Here is a 16,597-nt window from a genome sequence, read left to right on the forward strand (position 1 = left end):
GTCACACCGCCTGGCGGTGCATCAGGGACTGGCGCAGGGTTTCGCGGTCCATGTACTTCACCTCGGACCCCATGGGGATGCCTTGGGCCAGGCGCGAAACGGACACGCCGGGGTAGCCCTGGTCGGCCATGTTCTTGATGTGCGAGGCGGTGGTCTCCGCGTCCAGGGTGGAGCCCAGGGCCAGGATCAGCTCGCGCACCTGGCCCGCGTCGAGCCTGCGGCGCAGCAGGTCGAACTCCAGAGCCTGGGGCCCCACGCCGTCCAGGGGCGAAAGCAGGCCGCCCAGCACGAGGTACGTGCCCTTGAACAGGCCCATCTCCTCCAGCGCCAGAAGCGAGTCCCACTCCGAAACCACGCAGAGCTGCTCGTGGTTGCGTTCCGGGTCCGCGCAGATGGGGCAGGGATCGCTCTCCGCCAGGCTGGCGCAGGTGGAGCACAGGCACAGGCGCTCGCGCAGGGTCAGCACCGAGCGGCCCACGGCCTCGGCCTGCTCACGCGGGAGCTTGAGCAGGGCGAGGGCGGCGCGCAGGGCGGATTTCGGTCCCAGGCCGGGCAGCTTCGAGAGATGCTCGGCCACCTCGCGCAAGGGTCCGGGCAGCCGGTCGACGGACATGCCTTAGAACATGCCGGGGACTTTGAAGCCGCCGGTGATCTTGGACATTTCCTCTTCCATCATGACCTTGGCCTTTTTCATGGCGTCGGTGACGGCGGCAAGGACCAGGTCCTGCAGCATCTCCACATCGCCCGCCTCGACAACGCTCTTGTCGATGGTGATGGCCACGATCTCCTGGCTGCCCTTGGCGCGCACGGTGACCATGCCGCCGCCGCTGGTGGCCTCCACCTCGCGGGTCTTGAGCTCCTCCTGAACAGCGGCCATCTTTTTCTGCATGATCTGGGCCTGACGCAGCATGTCCTGCATTCCGTGCATGGGTATCCTCCGAATGGTTGCGTATGGGGGTTTGGCGGCGCGAAGGGCGCGCCGGACTATCGGTTAATGTCTGGGGTACACCAGGGCCGGGTCGCGGCACTCAAAGGTCTCGCGCACGCGCTGCACCACGGGGTGCTCCTGCATCTCGCGCTGGATGAGCCCGTCGGACTTGACCGGCTCGCGGTCGACGCAGGTGAAGGCCAGGGTGACGTCCGGGCCGAAATATTCGGCCATGAGCCTGCGCAGGCGCACGTTGTTGTCGCCGTTCTCCATCATGCCGCTGTGGGTCTCGTTGAAGCAGGTGAGCACAAGCTCGCTGCCGCACAGCTCGCCCTTGGCCTGGCTGAGCCCGGTGACGGCGCCGTTTTTGCCCGCCACGAACTCCACGAAGCCCTCCCAGCTGCGCGCTCCGCCAGAAGCGGCCGGGGCCGGGGCAGAGGGCGAGACAGGAGCCGGGGCGGACGCATCCGCTGTCGGCCCGCCTTGGGCGCTGTCCGCGGGAACTGCCGCCGCGTCGTTCAGCGCCCCGGAAGCGTCCGAGCCCGTTGGCGCCGAAGCCGCGCCATATCCGGCAGGACTCGACTCCGCGGCGTGGACCGGCTGGGCCGGAGACGCGGGGTCCGTGTCCGGCGCATCGTACTGCGCTTCCTCGCTCGGCTGGGCCGAGGCCTGGGGCGCGGGGTTCTGCCAAGGCGGCGGCGCAACAGGAGACGTCTGCGCAGCGGCCGACGCAGCGATCGGCGCAGCCTGCGGAGCGGGAGCAGCGGGCGCGGCCGAGGCGCGCGGCGCGGCACCGTTCACGGAGCCGCCGCCGTAGCCGGAGCCTGCGCCCGGTGCGGGCCTGGACGGTGCCGAGTTGTTCGGTGCCGAGTTGCCCGGCCCGGAACTGCCCGGCCCGGAACTATTCGGTGCGGAGCCGCCTCCGCCGGATCCCTGCGGGGTGGACCTGGGCGGCGTGGAATTCGGGGACGCGGGCCCGGGCGCCGCCGACCCGCCGCCAAGGGCGGCCAGGGGCAGCAAGTCCGGCAGGCAGGCCAGGTTGAGCAACAACAGCTCCAGGGCCTGCGCGGGCTCCAGGCTCTTGATGACGCGCTGCTGGCCGTCCAGGGTCATTTGCCAGCAGGCGTGGATATGCGCCGGGGTGAAGCGCCCGGCCCAGTCGAACCACTGGGCGGCTTCCTCCGCGGGCAGGCCCAGCTCGGGCACAATGGCCTCGCCGGCCTGGCGCAGCAGGAACATGTTGCGCCAGCAGCCCGAAAGCTCGCGCAGGAAGAATCCGAGGTCCAGGCCCTGGTCGAGCACGCCGCGCAGGGTGCGTGAAAGCAGCGGCAGGTCGCGCGTGGCAATGGCCTCCATGAGGGCGAAGAAGACCTCCTGCCCGGCCAAGCCAAGGCAGGAGCGCACCTCGCTCTCGATGAGCGCGCCCGCGCTGTAGGCCAGGGCCTGGCCGAGCAGCGAAATGCTGTCGCGCACGCTGCCCGCGCCGCGCCGGGCGATGATGCGCACCGCGCCCGCCTCGTACTCCAGGTTCTCGGCTTTGAGGATCTTCTCCAGGTGCGCGCCGAGCTCCGCCTGGGGCAGCATCTTGAACACATAGTGCTGGCAGCGCGAGAGAATGGTGGCGGGAAATTTGTGGGCCTCGGTGCTGGCCAAAATGAAGGTGACGCGCGCGGGCGGCTCCTCCAACGTCTTGAGCAGGGCGTTGAAGGCCGCGGTGGAGAGCATGTGCGCTTCGTCGATGATGAAGACCTTGTAGCGGCCCTCCAGGGGGGCGTAGCCCACGTCCTCTTTGAGCGCGCGCACATCGCCCACGCCGCCGTGGCTGGCCGCGTCGATCTCGATGATGTCCACGGCGCTGCCCGCGTTGGCTTGGCGGCACAGGCGGCACTCGTTGCAGGGCTCGGCCGCCGGGGCTTTTTCGCAGTTGAGGGCCTTGGCGAAGATGCGGGCGATGGTGGTTTTGCCCACCCCGCGCGTGCCGCTGAACATATACGCCGGGGCGATTTTGCCCGTGGCCGCGGCGCGGGAAAGGATGGCCTTGACCGCCTCCTGGCCGGCGACTTCGGCGAAGCGGCGGGGCCGGTATTTGGCGGTGAGGCTCGACATTGCGGGGGGCTCCGTGTCGTTGTGGACCGGGGCGGGCGGGAGATTGTTCCGCGCCTGCCCCGGCCCGTGTGGGCTTAGAAGCTGTATTCGTGCAGCCAGGAGGCGTAGTCCGGGTTCTCGCCCTTGACGATGCGGAAGTATTCCTTCTGCAGCAGCTGGGTGATGGGTCCGGCCGTGCCCGCGCCGATGGTGCGGCGGTCCACTTCGCGGATGGGCGTGATCTCGGCCGCGGTGCCGCTGAAGAAGGCCTCGTCGGCCACGTAGAGCTCGTCGCGGGTGAAGAGCTGCTCCACCACCTCGTAGCCCAACTCGCGCGCCAGGGTCATGATGCTGTCGCGGGTGATGCCCGGCAGCACGCTGGTCAGCGGCGTGGTCTTGATGACCTCGTTCTTGATGACGAAGATGTTCTCGCCCGTGGCCTCGGAGACGAAGCCCTGGGTGTCGAGCATCAGCGCCTCGTGGTAGCCGTCGGCCACGGCCTCGGTTTTGGCCAGCACGGAGTTCACGTAGTTGCCGCAGGCCTTGGCCTTGGTCATCATGGCGTTCACGTGGTGGCGGCAGAAGCTGCTGGTCTTGATGTTGATGCCCTTCAAGAGCGCGTCGTCGCCCAGGTAGGCGCCCCAGGGCCAGGTGGCTATGGCCAGGCGGATGGGGTTGGTGCCCGGGTGCACGCCCATGACGCCGTCGCCGATGAACACCAGGGGCCGGATGTAGCCGGCCTTCATCTTGTTCACCACCAGGGTGTCGATGACGGCCTGGACCATTTCGTCGAGGCTGAAGGGAATCTTCATGTTCAGAATGTGCGCGGAGTCGATGAGGCGCTGCATGTGCTCGCGCAGGCGGTATACCGCGCTGCGGCCGTCGGTGCACTCATAAGCGCGGATGCCTTCAAACACGCCGCAGCCGTAGTGCAGGGTGTGGGTGAGGACATGGACGTTGGCCTCTTCCCAGGGCACCAGCTTGCCGTCGAACCAGATCTTTTCCGCTTTCTGAACCATGTCGGGTCTCCCTGTGTGCGCGATTGTGGGGGGGAGCCCCGGCGCTGCGCCAAGTGGACGCGCCTGGGACTCACGAAGTCTTTGACGCTAAAAAAAACCCGGCGCAAGGTCAAGGGCGGCGAGTGGCCGGAGGTCTGCCCCGCCCCTTTACGCGCGGCCCTCCCCGGCCTATGCTGGGACATGCGCGCCCCCAGCATCCTCGTCGCCGCCGATGTCTTCGGCATCACCCCGGAACTCCGCCTGTCCCTCGCTCCACTCGAAGCCGCCCCCAAGCCGCCAAAGCGCGGGGCAGCCAGCCGCAAGCGGCACGACCATCATCTTATTGAAGCCGAGGAGCTGACGATCACCTTCGTATCGCCGCATCCCTTCAACCGCACGTTCCGAGACGAGACCGAGGGCTACGCGGCTTTTGTCGAGGCGGGCGGCGTGGCCGCCTATGCGGCGCGCGTGCGCGAGGCCTTGGAGGCCGCGCCACACTGCTTCGATTTGGCCCTGGGCTTCAGCGCCGGGGCCACGGCCCTGTGGCTGTGCCTGGCCGACGCCGAACTGGAGCCCTGGCTGCCAAAACGCGCCGAGCTGTATTACGGCTCGCGCATCCGCGAGCATGCGCACCTGGAGCCCCGGCGCCAGACGCGGCTCATCTTTGCGGAAAAAGAGGCGTCCTTTGACCCTGCCGAACTGGCGGCGCGGCTGCGCGGCCTTGGCCACAACGCCCTGGTTATTCCCGGCAGCGCGCATGGTTTCATGAACGCGCTTTCACCAGGGTACGACGCCGCGTTGCACAAAGCCGAGCTGGCGCGGATTCAGGCGCTTCTCGCCCATTTGTTTCCTCAGGAAAAAAAGGGGAGCCCGGCGTAAGGCCGTCTCCCCTTTTGATGCTCTGCTGGCCCGGCGGCCGCGCTACTTGTGCTTGGTCTTCGCGGGCTTGACGGGCGGGTCGACCTCCGGCGCAAGCAGTTCGCCGCCGCCGTCGGAATGGGCGTTGGGATTGATCTCGTCCTTGGCTTCCGCCTTGGCGCCGGTCTTGGCCTTGGCGCCGGCCTTGGCGCCCTTGCCGTTCACCTTGGCTTCAATCTTGGCGTCGGCCTTGGACTCGGCCTTGGCGTCGGCATCGTGCTTGGCGTCGCCCTGCTCCTCGGCCGCGTCGCCCTCGGCCTTGGGCTTGGGCTTCGGCTTAGGCTTGGGCTTATGGACGATATGCGCGGTGGCCAAAATCTTGCCCTGCTCCGGGTGCTGGCCCAGCCATTCCACCTTGCCGGTGGTCAGGTCGTAAATGCCGCCCACGAGCAGCACCTGGCCGTTCTTCACAAACTCGCGCACCTCGACGCTCTTGCGCAGAATATTCTCCATGGTCAGCCACACGTTGGCCTTGATGCTCTTGTTCAGCAAATCATCGCCCGTGGCCGTGGGCGTCCAGCTCCGGGCCTTGGCCACGGCGGGCTTGATCTGGTTGATGAGCGTGGGGATGTTGCCGTGGACCTTGGCGTTCTGCACCGCCGCCGTCACCGCGCCGCAGCTGGTGTGGCCCAGCACCAGCACCACGGGCGTGCCCAGGTGCCCAACGCCGTATTCGATGGAGCCCAGCTCGTCCGGCCCGGCAAGGTTGCCCGCGACGCGGATGACGAAAATATCGCCCACGCCCTGGTCGAACACGACCTCAAGGGGCGCGCGGGAGTCGGAGCAGCCGATGATGGTGGCCACGGGGTGCTGGCCGCCCTTGGCTGTCTCGGCCCGGCGGTCCGCCCCCTGGTGCGGGTAGGTGGACGCGCCGCCGGCATAGCGCGCGTTGCCGTCCTTCAGCATCTTCATGGCTTCGTCCGCGGGCATGGTGGGCCCGGCGGACGAGGCGAACGCCTGCGCGCACAAGCTTAACGCCAAAACAACAACGGCCAGAAATCTTTTCATGCTCCCCCCGGAGTAAAAGAATCACATCGCGTTTTGCTGGAATGCTCAGCCTGCTCTGATATCAAAACGCAAGCGTAGCGGCAAGCCACCTGTGGCTTTCCAGGTGTTTAAAACGCATCCACCTGATATTCAAGCAAAACTATATCGAGGGGTCCCTCTAAAGTTTCGCATTAATTATGCCGATAGACGTATCGTAAGGGCAAGACCAACCTTGCGACAGTGATCTAACAAAAGAGGTATGGACCATGAACGTCAACCCCTCGGACACGGATGTCAGGCAGGGGTACTCCCTGGCCGAAACCGCCGCAGTCAGCAGCACAGCCGTCAGCCAGGCAAGCACCGCCAATCAGGCCGACACCACAAGTCAGGTCGGCACCTCCAACCAGGCCGGCGCAGCAAGCGCCGCCCCGGCTGAAGCGCAAGGAAGCGCCGCCGCGACCGCCAAGGCGGTGGAGGCGACCGATGAGCGCTCCAAGGCCGCCCAGGTCGGCGCGGACAAGACCAGCGCCAAGGAAGCCGCGCAACAGTTGGAGCAAAAGTTCCTGAACAACGACACCGGGCTCAAGATCCGCGTGCTCGACGATTCGGGACACACTATCCAGGTGGAAGTTGTGGACAAGAAGAGCGAAAAGGTTCTGCGCCAGATTCCGCAGGATGAAATGCTCAAGCTTTCCGCTTCCATGAAGAAGATGACGGGCGTTTTGCTGAACAAGCCCGCCTAGCTCCGGCGCCCTCTCCCCCACCTCTGAAGATGCTTGCAAAAGCCTCCGTCTGGAGGCTTTTTTTTCGCACGCGGCGGCAGCCCGCCCCGGCCCTTTCGCCGTTCTCTACCGCTCGTGCATGGAGCCGCTCATGGCCTCCAGGAAGGGATCGAGAAAATAGCCCAGCACCGAGCGCGAGCCGATGTGGATGCCCACGATGACGCGCATGCCCGGGAACAGATCGTAGCGGTTGGCCTTGCGCGAGAAATGGTCCGCGTCCGTCTCCACCAGCACCTTATAGAAGGTGTTCACTCCGGCCGCGGTGGTCTGGGTCACGGCGTCCGGGCTCACGTGCAGCACCTTGCCCTCGATGTTGCCGAAGCGCCTGGCGTCGCGCGAGGCCAGCTTGATCACGGCGCGCTGCCCCGGCCGCACGTAGCCGATGTCCTGAATGGGCAGGTGGGCCTCGATGACCAGCTTGTCGCCGCTGGGCACGATTTCGGCCACGGTCATGCCCGGCATGACGACCTCGCCCTCGCTCAGCACGCTGAGGCTCTTCACCACGCCCGCTTCCGGCGCGCGCAGCACCGTGCGGTTCTGGCTGTCGCGGAACTTCTTCATGCGCTGGGTCAGCTCCATGAGCTCGCGCTGGACCTTCTTGAGCTCGTTCTCCACGTCCTCGCGGAAGGCGTCCTGCACGCGGCCCAGGTCCTCCTTGGCGGCGGCGAGGGCCGCGCTGGCGCGCGAGAGCGCGGCGGAGTTCTCGCGGATGGCGCTCTCGGTGTTGTTGCGCTCCTTGATGCGGCCGATGAGCTCGTCCTCTTTCACCAGCCGCTCGCGGATGAGTTCCTGGCTGCGCTCCACCTGATGCACCACATGGGGCAGGTTGCGGCGCAGGTTGTCGAGCCGGGCGCTGGTCTCCTGAACGTCCTGCTCGCGCTGGCGGACCTTCTCCAGCAGCGTGGCGGTGTCGGTCTGCAAGCGCTTGCGCCGGGCCTGGAACAAATTCATGGCCTGATCCACAAGGTCGCGGTGCTTGTCGGCCAGCTCCGGCGCAAACACCGGCGCTGCCAGGCCCTTGGACTCCGCGTCCAGGCGGGCGGCCTCGATCTGCAAAGAGACGAGGCGCACGTCCAGTTCCTCGGTGGAGGCGTCGGCCGCAGCGGCGTCCAGCACCACCAGGGGCTGGTCCTGCTTCACGGCGTCGCCCTCGTGCACCAGAATCTCGCGCACGATGCCGCCCTCAAGGTGCTGCACCCGTTTGACCTTGGTCTGCGGAATGACCTCGCCCCCGGCCTCGCTCACGATGTCCAGATCCGTGCAGATGGACCAGAAGAACGAGAGCACGAACAGGCAGAAGCACAGGTACAGAAAGCGCCGGTGGGCCACCAGCGTGGCGTCCACCTTGCACATGCCGGCCTCCGGCCCGAGAACGCTGGCGACGGGCTCGTCCATCAGAGCTCCTCCGCCTTTTCCCGCCGCACCTGTGCGAACACCGGCGTGGGCTTTTCGTTCATGTTCAGCACAAAGCCCGCGCCCTTCAAAATATTCGGGTCAGCCGTGGACACGATGAGCGTGATCTTGGCCTGGGCCAGGCCGTTCAGCACGGCGTACACGGCCTGGCAGCCCTCGGCGTCCAGCCCTTCGGTCGGGTCGTCCAGCACGGCCAGACGGCCGGGGTTCATCAGCGCCCGCGCCAGGGCGATGCGCCTGCGGATGCCCACGGGCAGCGTGCGGCCGCCCTCCACGATGTCCATGTCCAGGCCCTGGCGGCTGGTGTCGAGGAAGCGGCGCAGGGCCGCGGCGCGCACGGCACGGTGCAGCCGGTCCTGGCTCTCCGCGCTTTCCGGCTCGGGCTCGGCCAGGGTGATGTTCTCGCGTACCGTGGCGTTCAAGAACGTGGGTTCCTGCGGCACATACAGCAGCTGCCGGCGCCACCAGTCCGGGGCCATCTGGCGCAGGTCAACGCCATCGGCCAGCACCTGCCCCCGGCCAGGCTCCAAAAGGCCCGCAGCCAGCTTGCAGAAGGTCGACTTGCCCGAGCCGTTGAAGCCCGTGACCGCAAGAACGCTGCCCGGCGCAAGGACGAAATTCAGGGACTCGAACAGCGGGCTGGCCGTGCCGGAATAAGCGAAGCCGATGTCGCGGAACTCCAAGCGCCCGGAGAACTGGCGCAGGGCCGCGCCGGAAAGCGGCTCCAGCGGCATGGAATGGAACTCGCGCAGGCGCAGCAAGGCCTCCTCGCCCCGGCGCGTGGTCAGGTAGGCGTGCAGAAAGCCCGTGGCCATGCCGAGCACCTTGCTTGACAAGATGCTTGCGCCGATGAGCCCGCCCACGTTCATCTCGCCGGAGACGGCCAGCATGGCGCCCACGGCGTAGATGGACACGCGCAGCAGCACGGTGGAGGTCTCCAGGCGCATGCGCCCACGCACGCGGCGGCGGTCGATGACCTCGCGCAGATCGGCCAATGCGGCAAGCTGCCTGCGCCAAGCGCGCTGGATGAAGCCCGCGCCCAAAAAGGCGCGCACGGTCTCGGCTCCGGCGACGGCGGAGGTCATGAGGTTCGAATGCTCCTGGGACTGCTTGCGCAGGGCCAGGGCGTCGGTTTCGCCCTGGCGCACCCCGGCCAGGGTGATGACCACCGACACCGACACGGCGATGAAGGTGATGAGCATGAGCCACGGATTGATGAGGGCGATGGCCAGCAGGAACATGACCATGAAGGGCGCGTCGAGCACGGCGGAAATGTTGGTGGCGTCGTAGGCGCCCTGAACCGTGGCCAGCGCGCCCAGCATCTCCTGGTGGCGGCCGGGCGGCAGGCGGTTCAGGTCGTTCAGCCGCGCGCGGGCAAGGGCGGCCAGGGTGCGCTCGTTCAGGTCCTCGTCCGAGGCCTGGCTCACCGCGCCGGCCAGCCGTCCGCGCACCTCGGTGAAGGCGAAGCCCAGGGCCGAGGCGATGAGCACGCCGGAGGTGAGGGTGTACAGGGTGCCGTCCGAGCCGTAGCCCACGTAGCGGTTCAGCACCAGAATGACATAGATGGACGTGGACAGGGACATGAGGTTGGACAGAAAAGAGGCGGCCAGAATCTCCCAGGCGAGGCGGGGGCAAAGCGACAGGCGGCGGAGCAGTTCCTTCATGGGCGTTTCCGATCAACCGGCGCGGCAGGGATGGCCAAACAATGCGGAACGCGCGGCACGTGCTGGCCGCGCTCAGTTTTCGATGACATCCGGGCGGAGCTGACCCATCTGGTAGAACAGCGTGTACGCGGCGGTGATGAGGTCGATGTCCGCGGTGACCTTGGAGCTGGTGGCCGAGATGTAGTCGCGCTCGCCCACGAGGATGTCCAGCAGGTTCACGTCGCCGCCCATGGCCTTCTTCTTCTTCACCAGTTCGAGGAAGGACCAGGTGATGTTGGCCTGGTTGTCGTACAGGGCCACAGTGGTGTTGAGGGTCGTCATGTCGTTCCAGGCGTTGCGCACGCGCTCCTCCACGGTGCGCCGGCGGTCCAGCAAAGACTTGCGCACGGAGGTTATGTCGCTTCTGGCCGCGCGGGTGTTCTCCACATCGCGGAAGCCCTGGAAAAGATTGTAGGAGACCTGCAGTCCGGCGCGTCCTTCGGTGCGCACTCCGGCTTCGCCCTGGTCGTTCTCCTTGCGCTGGGCCTCGGCCACGGCCTCGAACTTGGGATACATGGCCGATTCGCGCGCGGCGAGGTCGCCCTGGCGGCTGCCGATGGCGAATTGCAGCTCCAACAGCGAGGGGTTGGCGTCAAGCGCCTTCTCCACGGCGGCGTCCATGGTGCCGGGCATCTGGGTCTTGGGCATGGAGGGCAGAAGCAGGCTGTCGATCTGGGCGTCGGTGATGTCCACCTGGAACACGGAGCGGTAGCTGTTGCGCGCGGCGACCATGGAGCGCTCCACGTTGACGCGGTGCGCCTGGGCTCCGGCCAGCTGGGCCTTGATCTGCAGTTCCTCGTAGGAAAGGCCCACGCCGCGCTCGACCAAAGCCTCCTGCATGCCGGAAAGCCGCTTGATGTTGTCTTCAGAGCGCACGGCGTAGCGCAGCATCTCGCGCGAGCGGATGAGCCCCAGGTAGGCGGAGACGCCCTGCATGGAGATTTCCTGGCGCACTTGCTCAAGCTTGGCCTTGGCTTCGTTGCGCTGGCCCTTGGCCTGGTCGATGGCGCCGCTGGCGCCGCCGAAATCGTACAAAAGCTGATTGGCGGAAAGGGTCTCCACGTTGCGGTTCATGCCGGTGCTGGTGGCGGACTCGTGCTTGTTGATGTCCTCTCGGCCCCCGTCGACGACGGCGTTCAGGCGCGGATACCACAGACCTTTGGCGCGGGCTTCCATATGCTCCGCGGACTTGAAGGTGGCCTCCGCGGACTTGATGCGGTCGTGGGTCTGCATGAGCACCGCGACGGATTCCTTGAGCGTGACCGGGACATCCTTCTGCTTGGGCCGGCTGTCGTCCGCATCCTCCGCGCACAGAGCCGCTGTCGAGAACGCGAGAGAAAACACGGCGGCCACAAACAGGCGACCCCATATTTTGCGACGGGAATTTTTTTGCAAGTTCATGCCTTTCTTTTCCTTCCGAATAATGAGGAACAGCGCATGGACGTTTTCGTGCCCTGAATGTATCGAATTATTTGATTGCGCAATACACTACGGACATTTAAAACGCAAGTACGCACACGATTTGAATTCCCATCCGCCAAGAATTTTGCCGTGGACAACGCCGGAGGAAATATGTCCAATATATTCAAAAAGATTGCTAAAGGCGACAAATTCCCGCTGCTGCTCACCGGGATTTGCACCTCCCTGCTCATGGTCGTTCTCTACATCATGCAGCCGGGCATTCTGCGTTTCCTGGACTACAAAATTTATGACCAACACCTGCGGCGCCAGCACACCAGCAAGACCTCCGGCGTGCCGGTCATTGTGGACATCGACGAAAAGAGCCTCGCCGCTCTTGGCCAGTGGCCCTGGCCGCGCTACCGCGTGGCGCTGCTGCTGGAGAAAATCCGCCAGGGCGGAGCACTTGCCGTGGGCATGGACGTTGTGCTGGCCGAACCCGACCGCACCTCGCCCTCGCTGCTCCGGCAGCAGCTCAAGCAGGAGCTGCAGGTGAACGTGGACTTCACGGGCCTGCCCAAGGCGCTGGAGGATCACGACGTTCTTTTGGCCAATGTGCTGCAGGGCAAGCCCTACGTGCTGGGGTATTATTTCTCCTTCTCCAAGGCCGAGGCCGACCAGCAGGCCCACACGGCGGACTGCGGCATAAAGCCCGCGCAGGTGGCCGTGCTGGCCGCGCCCGGCGCGCCCACGCCGGAGCAGGCCCTGCACTCGGCCTTCGGCGTGGTGTGCCCGTTGCCCGTGCTGGCCGATGCCGCAACCGCCACGGGCTTCTTCAACGCCACGCCCGACCCGGACGGCATCCTCCGGCGCGTGGCCCTGCTCATCAACTACCAAGGCAAGATCTATCCCAGCCTGGCCCTGGCCACCCTCATGCAGGCCACGGGCGACCCGGGGGTCCTGCTCAAGCTCGACACCCAGGGCACGGACTCCATGCGCTACGGCGGCACGGTCATCCCCGTGGATCGCGCCGGGCAGATGCTGGTGAACTATCGCGGCGGCGGCAACATGTTCCCGTACATCAGCGCCGTGGACATCCTCGAGGGCAAGGCGGACCCGGCGCTGCTGAACGGCAAGATCGCCTTCATCGGCACCAGCGCGGCGGGGCTCAAGGACCTGCGCGCAACGCCCTTCACCGCCGTGTATCCCGGCGTGGAGACCCACGCCACCATCATCGACAACATCCTCACCCAGGACTTCATCTCCATTCCCGACTACGCCCCGGCCGTGGAGCTGGCGCTGACGCTTTTCGCGGGCATCGCCATCACCCTGCTGGTGTGCTGGGCCAAGGCTGTGTGGATCGTTCTGCCCCTGGTGGGCATGGCCTTCGGCATGTGGGAGGGCACGGCCTACCTCATGGGCCACCAGCGCGTGTACATCTCTCCGCTCTACTCCTACATCATTCTTGCGGCCAACTTCGGCCTGCTCACGCTCATGAAGTTCTGGCGCGAGGAAAAGCAGAAGAAGTTCATCCACGGCGCCTTCTCGCACTACCTCGCCCCGGCGGTCATCAAGCAGATCTACGACTCGCCCGAGTCCTTGAGCCTGCAAGGCCAGGAAAAGGAAGTGACGGTCATGTTCTCGGACGTGCGCAGCTTTACCACCATGAGCGAAAAGCTGACCCCGACCCAGGTGACGGACCTGCTGCACGACTACCTGACGCCCATGACCAAGGTCATCACTCAAAACATGGGCACCCTCGACAAGTTCATCGGCGACGCCATCATGGCCTTTTGGAACGCGCCCCTCGACGTGCCCGAGCACCAGAAGAAGGCCGTGAGCTCCGCCCTGCAAATGCTGGAACACCTGAAGACCCTGAACGTGGGCTTTCAGGAGAAGTTCGGCCTGACCATCAAGATCGGCGTGGGCCTGCACTGCGGCCGCGTGCGCGTGGGCAACATGGGCTCGGCCGACCTGTTCGACTACACGCTGATCGGCGACAACGTGAACCTGACCTCCCGGCTGGAGGGCCTGACCAAGTACTACGGCCAGGTGCTCATCATCAGCGAGGCCATGCGCGAGGCCTGCGGCGACACCTACGCCTACATGGAGCTCGACGCCGTGCGCGTGAAGGGCAAGCACGAGCCCATCACCATCTGCACGGCCATGACCCACGAACAGGCGGCGGAGCGCGCGGTGGAAATGACCAAGCACGCCGACGCCCTGGCCCTGTACCGGGCCATGCGCTTCGCCGAGGCCAAGAGCGCCTTTGCCGAACTCAAGGAGCTGACCGGCAACGCCGTGCTCTACGATTTGTACATGGAGCGCTGCGACACGCTCACGGAGCATCCGCCCGCCGAGGGCTGGGACGGAGTGTACACCCACACCTCGAAGTAGGGCCGCGGCGCTGCCGTCTTTGCGCGCGCCGCGCCCCGGCCTGGCTGGCGGCGCGTTGTGCGCGGCGGCTTGACTTCCGGCCCGCGATGTTCCAAGTTACCCCGTCTCAAGAACCGGCGACCCGGCACGCTCTCACGCCTGGCGCCCAGCGGAGGATCGAACACCACATGAGCGACTATAAGCATACCCTCAAGCTGCCGCAGACCGGCTTTCCCATGAAGGCCAACTTGAAGCAGAAAGAGCCGGAAACCCTCAAGTTCTGGGCGCAGGAAGACGCCTATGGAGCGATGGTTCAGGCCAACGAGGGCAACAAGACCTACGTCCTGCACGACGGCCCGCCCTATGCCAACGGCAACATCCACATGGGCACGGCCATGAACAAGACGTTGAAGGACATCATCGTCAAGTCGCGCAACATGTCCGGCCGCCAGGCCCAGTATGTGCCCGGTTGGGACTGCCACGGCCTGCCCATTGAGCACAAGGTCGAGACCGAGCTCAAAAAGAAGAAGAAGGAGCTGCCCGCCCTGGTGGTGCGCAAGCTCTGCCGCGAATACGCCCTGAAATTTCTGGACATCCAGCGCAACGAGTTCAAGCGCCTGGGCGTTCTTGGCACCTGGGACGAGCCCTACAAGACCCTGGACCCCAAGTACGAGGCCGCCACGGCGAGAGAGCTGGGCCGCTTCATGGAAAAGGGCTCGGTCATCCGGGGCAAGAAGCCCATCTACTGGTGCTGCTCGTGCCACACCGCCCTGGCCGAGGCCGAGGTGGAGTACGCCGACCACTCCTCGCCTTCCGTCTACGTGCGCTTTCCCCTGACCGACAAGCGCGTGCAGGGGCTTTTGCCTGCCGGGGCCAAGTACGACCCGGCCAAGACCTTCGTGGTCATTTGGACCACCACCCCCTGGACCCTGCCCGACAACATGGGCGTGTGCGTCCACCCGGAATTCGACTACGTCTTCGCCGAGGCGAACGGCTGCACGTACCTCATGGCCGCGCGCCTGCTGGCTCCCTGCGCGGAGATCTTCGGCTGGGACACCCCCAAGGTGCTGGCCACGGTGCCCGGCGCCAAGCTTGAGGGCCTGGAGGCCTGCCACCCGTTCTACAAGCGCAAGTCCCCCATCATCCTGGGCGACCACGTGACCCTGGACGCCGGCACCGGCTGCGTGCACACCGCGCCCGGCCACGGCCGCGAGGACTACGACGTGGGCCTGAAATACGGCCTTGAGGTCTACTCCCCCCTCGACGACGCGGGCCGCTTCCTCACCGACGTGGAGTTCTTCGCGGGACTCAATGTCTTTGAGGCCAATCCCAAGGTCATCGAGAAGCTGAAGCAGGTCGGGCACTTGCTTGCGCAGGAGAAGATCAGCCACTCCTACCCGCACTGCTGGCGCTGCAAAGAGCCGGTCATCTTCCGCGCCACCACCCAGTGGTTCATCAGCATGGAAGCGAACGACCTGCGCAAGAAGGCGCTTTCCGCCCTGCACAACGACGTGCGCTGGATTCCCACCTGGGGCGAGGAGCGCATCGGCAACATGATCGAAAACCGCCCGGACTGGTGCATCTCGCGCCAGCGCAACTGGGGCGTGCCCATCGTGGCCCTCATCTGCGAGGACTGCGACGAGGCCTATTTCGAGCCCTCCTGGGTGTTCGGCGTGGTGGACAAGTTCGCCACGCATCCCACCGGCTGCGATTACTGGTTCGAGGCCCCGCTGGAAGAGATCGTGCCCGCGGGCCTGAAGTGCCCCAAGTGCGGCCGCGAGCACTGGCGCCGCGAAACCGACATCCTTGACGTGTGGTTCGACTCCGGCACGAGCTTTGCCGCCGTTCTGGAGCAGCGCCCGGAGCTCTCCTTCCCGGCCGATTTGTACATGGAAGGCTCGGACCAGCACCGCGGCTGGTTCCACAGCTCGCTTTTGGCCTCTGTCGGCACGCGCGGCGTTCCGCCTTACAAGGCCGTGCTCACCCACGGCTACGTGGTGGACGGCGAAGGCCGCAAGATGTCCAAGTCCATCGGCAACGTCATCGCCCCGCAGGAGATCATCGACAAATACGGCGCAGAGATCCTGCGCATGTGGGTTTCGGCCGTCAACTACCAGGAAGACGTCCGCATCTCCGACGAGATCCTCTCGCGCCTCGTGGACGCCTACCGGCGCATCCGCAACACGGCGCGCTTTCTGCTGGGCAATTTGGCCGACTTCGACCCGGCCAAGGATGGCGTGGCGCCCGAGGCCATGCTGCCCATCGACCGCTTCGCCCTCGACCTGATGGAGCGCCGCCACAAGACCATCGCCCAGGCCTACGAGGACTTCGAGTTCCACAAGGTTTACCACACGCTGCACAACCTGTGCACGGTGGACCTCTCGGCCTTCTACCTCGACATCATCAAGGACCGGCTTTACGTGTGCGCCGGGCAGGACCGCAAAAGCGCCCAGACCGTGCTTTGGCGCGCGCTGCTCATTCTGCTGCACGACATGGCTCCGGTGCTCTCCTTCACCGCGGAGGAAGCCTACCAGACCCTGCCCGCACACCTGCGGCCCGGCGGCAAAAGCGTGTTCACCATGCGCCTGCCCGAAGCCGCCCCGGCCCTGTCCGACGCGGTGCGCCAGGAGTTCGAGCTGCTGCTCGCCGTGCGCGGCGAGGTGACCAAGACCGTGGAGCCCATGCGCAAGGCCGGAGACATCGGCCACTCCCTGGAAACCCAGGTGACGCTTTACCTGGAAAAGGATCTGCAGAACTTCGCCGCCTCCCTGGGCGACGAGGGCCTGAAGGAGTTCTTCATCGCCTCCAAGGTGCTGGTGGAGCCTTACGACGCCGCGCCGGAAGGCATGAACGCCGTCGAGGGGCTGCCCGCGCCGGTCAAGATCGTGGCCGCCAAGGCGGCGGGCGCCAAGTGCCAGCGTTGCTGGCGCTACGACGAGCAGCTGGGCACAGAGGCCGCGCACCCGGACATCTGCCCGCGCTGCACCAAGGTTGTGCGGGAGCTGTAGC

12 protein-coding genes are annotated in these 16,597 nt (G+C 65.9%); 4 read left to right on the forward strand and 8 right to left on the reverse strand.

What is annotated here, in order from left to right; genetic code table 11:
- Position 1: 1 nt before the first annotated feature.
- From recR to ACYQ4W_RS07440, 4 genes are all read right to left on the reverse strand, one after another.
- Entirely contained in the window at positions 2–613 is a 612-nt protein-coding gene (gene recR / locus ACYQ4W_RS07425; RefSeq protein ID WP_459854762.1) for a recombination mediator RecR, read from the reverse strand.
- Between the two features lie 3 nt (positions 614–616).
- Positions 617–928, reverse strand: coding sequence for a YbaB/EbfC family nucleoid-associated protein (locus ACYQ4W_RS07430; RefSeq protein ID WP_459854764.1), 312 nt, complete (start codon positions 926–928; stop codon positions 617–619).
- A 63-nt stretch (positions 929–991) separates the two neighbouring features.
- Complete coding sequence (gene dnaX, locus ACYQ4W_RS07435) at positions 992–3,034, reverse strand: DNA polymerase III subunit gamma/tau (protein ID WP_459854766.1); 2,043 nt, start codon at positions 3,032–3,034, stop codon at positions 992–994.
- Between the two features lie 74 nt (positions 3,035–3,108).
- Positions 3,109–4,032 (reverse strand): branched-chain amino acid transaminase, encoded by a 924-nt coding sequence (locus tag ACYQ4W_RS07440; RefSeq protein ID WP_459854768.1) that lies wholly within the window; start codon positions 4,030–4,032, stop codon positions 3,109–3,111.
- A gap of 180 nt (positions 4,033–4,212) precedes the next feature.
- Between ACYQ4W_RS07440 and ACYQ4W_RS07445 the strand changes: the two genes are divergently transcribed.
- A complete protein-coding gene (locus tag ACYQ4W_RS07445) occupies positions 4,213–4,890 on the forward strand; it encodes a dienelactone hydrolase family protein (RefSeq protein ID WP_459854771.1) in 678 nt (225 codons plus the stop codon).
- A 42-nt stretch (positions 4,891–4,932) separates the two neighbouring features.
- Here ACYQ4W_RS07445 and ACYQ4W_RS07450 read toward each other — a convergent pair whose 3' ends face one another.
- Positions 4,933–5,937 carry a carbonic anhydrase gene (locus tag ACYQ4W_RS07450; protein WP_459854773.1) on the reverse strand — a complete coding sequence of 335 codons (1,005 nt, stop codon included), beginning with the start codon at positions 5,935–5,937 and terminating at the stop codon, positions 4,933–4,935.
- A gap of 245 nt (positions 5,938–6,182) precedes the next feature.
- On the opposite strand from ACYQ4W_RS07450, the gene ACYQ4W_RS07455 reads away from it, so the two are divergent.
- Positions 6,183–6,659 (forward strand): flagellar protein FlaG, encoded by a 477-nt coding sequence (locus ACYQ4W_RS07455; protein ID WP_459854776.1) that lies wholly within the window; start codon positions 6,183–6,185, stop codon positions 6,657–6,659.
- A 105-nt stretch (positions 6,660–6,764) separates the two neighbouring features.
- Here the strand turns inward: ACYQ4W_RS07455 and ACYQ4W_RS07460 are convergent, their stop codons facing one another.
- From ACYQ4W_RS07460 to ACYQ4W_RS07470, 3 genes are all read right to left on the reverse strand, one after another.
- Positions 6,765–8,093, reverse strand: a complete 1,329-nt coding sequence (locus tag ACYQ4W_RS07460) for an HlyD family type I secretion periplasmic adaptor subunit (protein ID WP_459854778.1) — start codon at positions 8,091–8,093, stop codon at positions 6,765–6,767.
- Positions 8,093–9,775, reverse strand: a complete 1,683-nt coding sequence (locus ACYQ4W_RS07465) for an ATP-binding cassette domain-containing protein (protein WP_459854780.1) — start codon at positions 9,773–9,775, stop codon at positions 8,093–8,095. Before ACYQ4W_RS07465 ends, ACYQ4W_RS07460 begins: the two co-directional genes overlap by 1 nt.
- A gap of 72 nt (positions 9,776–9,847) precedes the next feature.
- Complete coding sequence (locus tag ACYQ4W_RS07470; RefSeq protein WP_459854782.1) at positions 9,848–11,215, reverse strand: TolC family protein; 1,368 nt, start codon at positions 11,213–11,215, stop codon at positions 9,848–9,850.
- A 171-nt stretch (positions 11,216–11,386) separates the two neighbouring features.
- Between ACYQ4W_RS07470 and ACYQ4W_RS07475 the strand changes: the two genes are divergently transcribed.
- Both ACYQ4W_RS07475 and ileS read left to right on the forward strand, forming a co-directional pair.
- Complete coding sequence (locus ACYQ4W_RS07475; RefSeq protein ID WP_459854785.1) at positions 11,387–13,609, forward strand: CHASE2 domain-containing protein; 2,223 nt, start codon at positions 11,387–11,389, stop codon at positions 13,607–13,609.
- A 167-nt stretch (positions 13,610–13,776) separates the two neighbouring features.
- Positions 13,777–16,596 carry an isoleucine--tRNA ligase gene (gene ileS, locus ACYQ4W_RS07480; RefSeq protein ID WP_459854787.1) on the forward strand — a complete coding sequence of 940 codons (2,820 nt, stop codon included), beginning with the start codon at positions 13,777–13,779 and terminating at the stop codon, positions 16,594–16,596.
- The last annotated feature ends 1 nt before the right edge of the window (position 16,597 follow it).

The sequence above is a fragment of the Humidesulfovibrio idahonensis genome (assembly GCF_054657715.1).

What these genes read in the sequence shown, in the direction of transcription:
- recR (WP_459854762.1), bottom strand. Translation starts at nt 613, where the DNA reads ATGTCCGTCGACCGGCTGCCCGGACCCTTGCGCGAGGTGGCCGAGCAT.
- ACYQ4W_RS07430 (WP_459854764.1), bottom strand. Translation starts at nt 928, where the DNA reads ATGCACGGAATGCAGGACATGCTGCGTCAGGCCCAGATCATGCAGAAA.
- dnaX (WP_459854766.1), bottom strand. Translation starts at nt 3,034, where the DNA reads ATGTCGAGCCTCACCGCCAAATACCGGCCCCGCCGCTTCGCCGAAGTC.
- ACYQ4W_RS07440 (WP_459854768.1), bottom strand. Translation starts at nt 4,032, where the DNA reads ATGGTTCAGAAAGCGGAAAAGATCTGGTTCGACGGCAAGCTGGTGCCC.
- ACYQ4W_RS07445 (WP_459854771.1), top strand. Translation starts at nt 4,213, where the DNA reads ATGCGCGCCCCCAGCATCCTCGTCGCCGCCGATGTCTTCGGCATCACC.
- ACYQ4W_RS07450 (WP_459854773.1), bottom strand. Translation starts at nt 5,937, where the DNA reads ATGAAAAGATTTCTGGCCGTTGTTGTTTTGGCGTTAAGCTTGTGCGCG.
- ACYQ4W_RS07455 (WP_459854776.1), top strand. Translation starts at nt 6,183, where the DNA reads ATGAACGTCAACCCCTCGGACACGGATGTCAGGCAGGGGTACTCCCTG.
- ACYQ4W_RS07460 (WP_459854778.1), bottom strand. Translation starts at nt 8,093, where the DNA reads ATGGACGAGCCCGTCGCCAGCGTTCTCGGGCCGGAGGCCGGCATGTGC.
- ACYQ4W_RS07465 (WP_459854780.1), bottom strand. Translation starts at nt 9,775, where the DNA reads ATGAAGGAACTGCTCCGCCGCCTGTCGCTTTGCCCCCGCCTCGCCTGG.
- ACYQ4W_RS07470 (WP_459854782.1), bottom strand. Translation starts at nt 11,215, where the DNA reads ATGAACTTGCAAAAAAATTCCCGTCGCAAAATATGGGGTCGCCTGTTT.
- ACYQ4W_RS07475 (WP_459854785.1), top strand. Translation starts at nt 11,387, where the DNA reads ATGTCCAATATATTCAAAAAGATTGCTAAAGGCGACAAATTCCCGCTG.
- ileS (WP_459854787.1), top strand. Translation starts at nt 13,777, where the DNA reads ATGAGCGACTATAAGCATACCCTCAAGCTGCCGCAGACCGGCTTTCCC.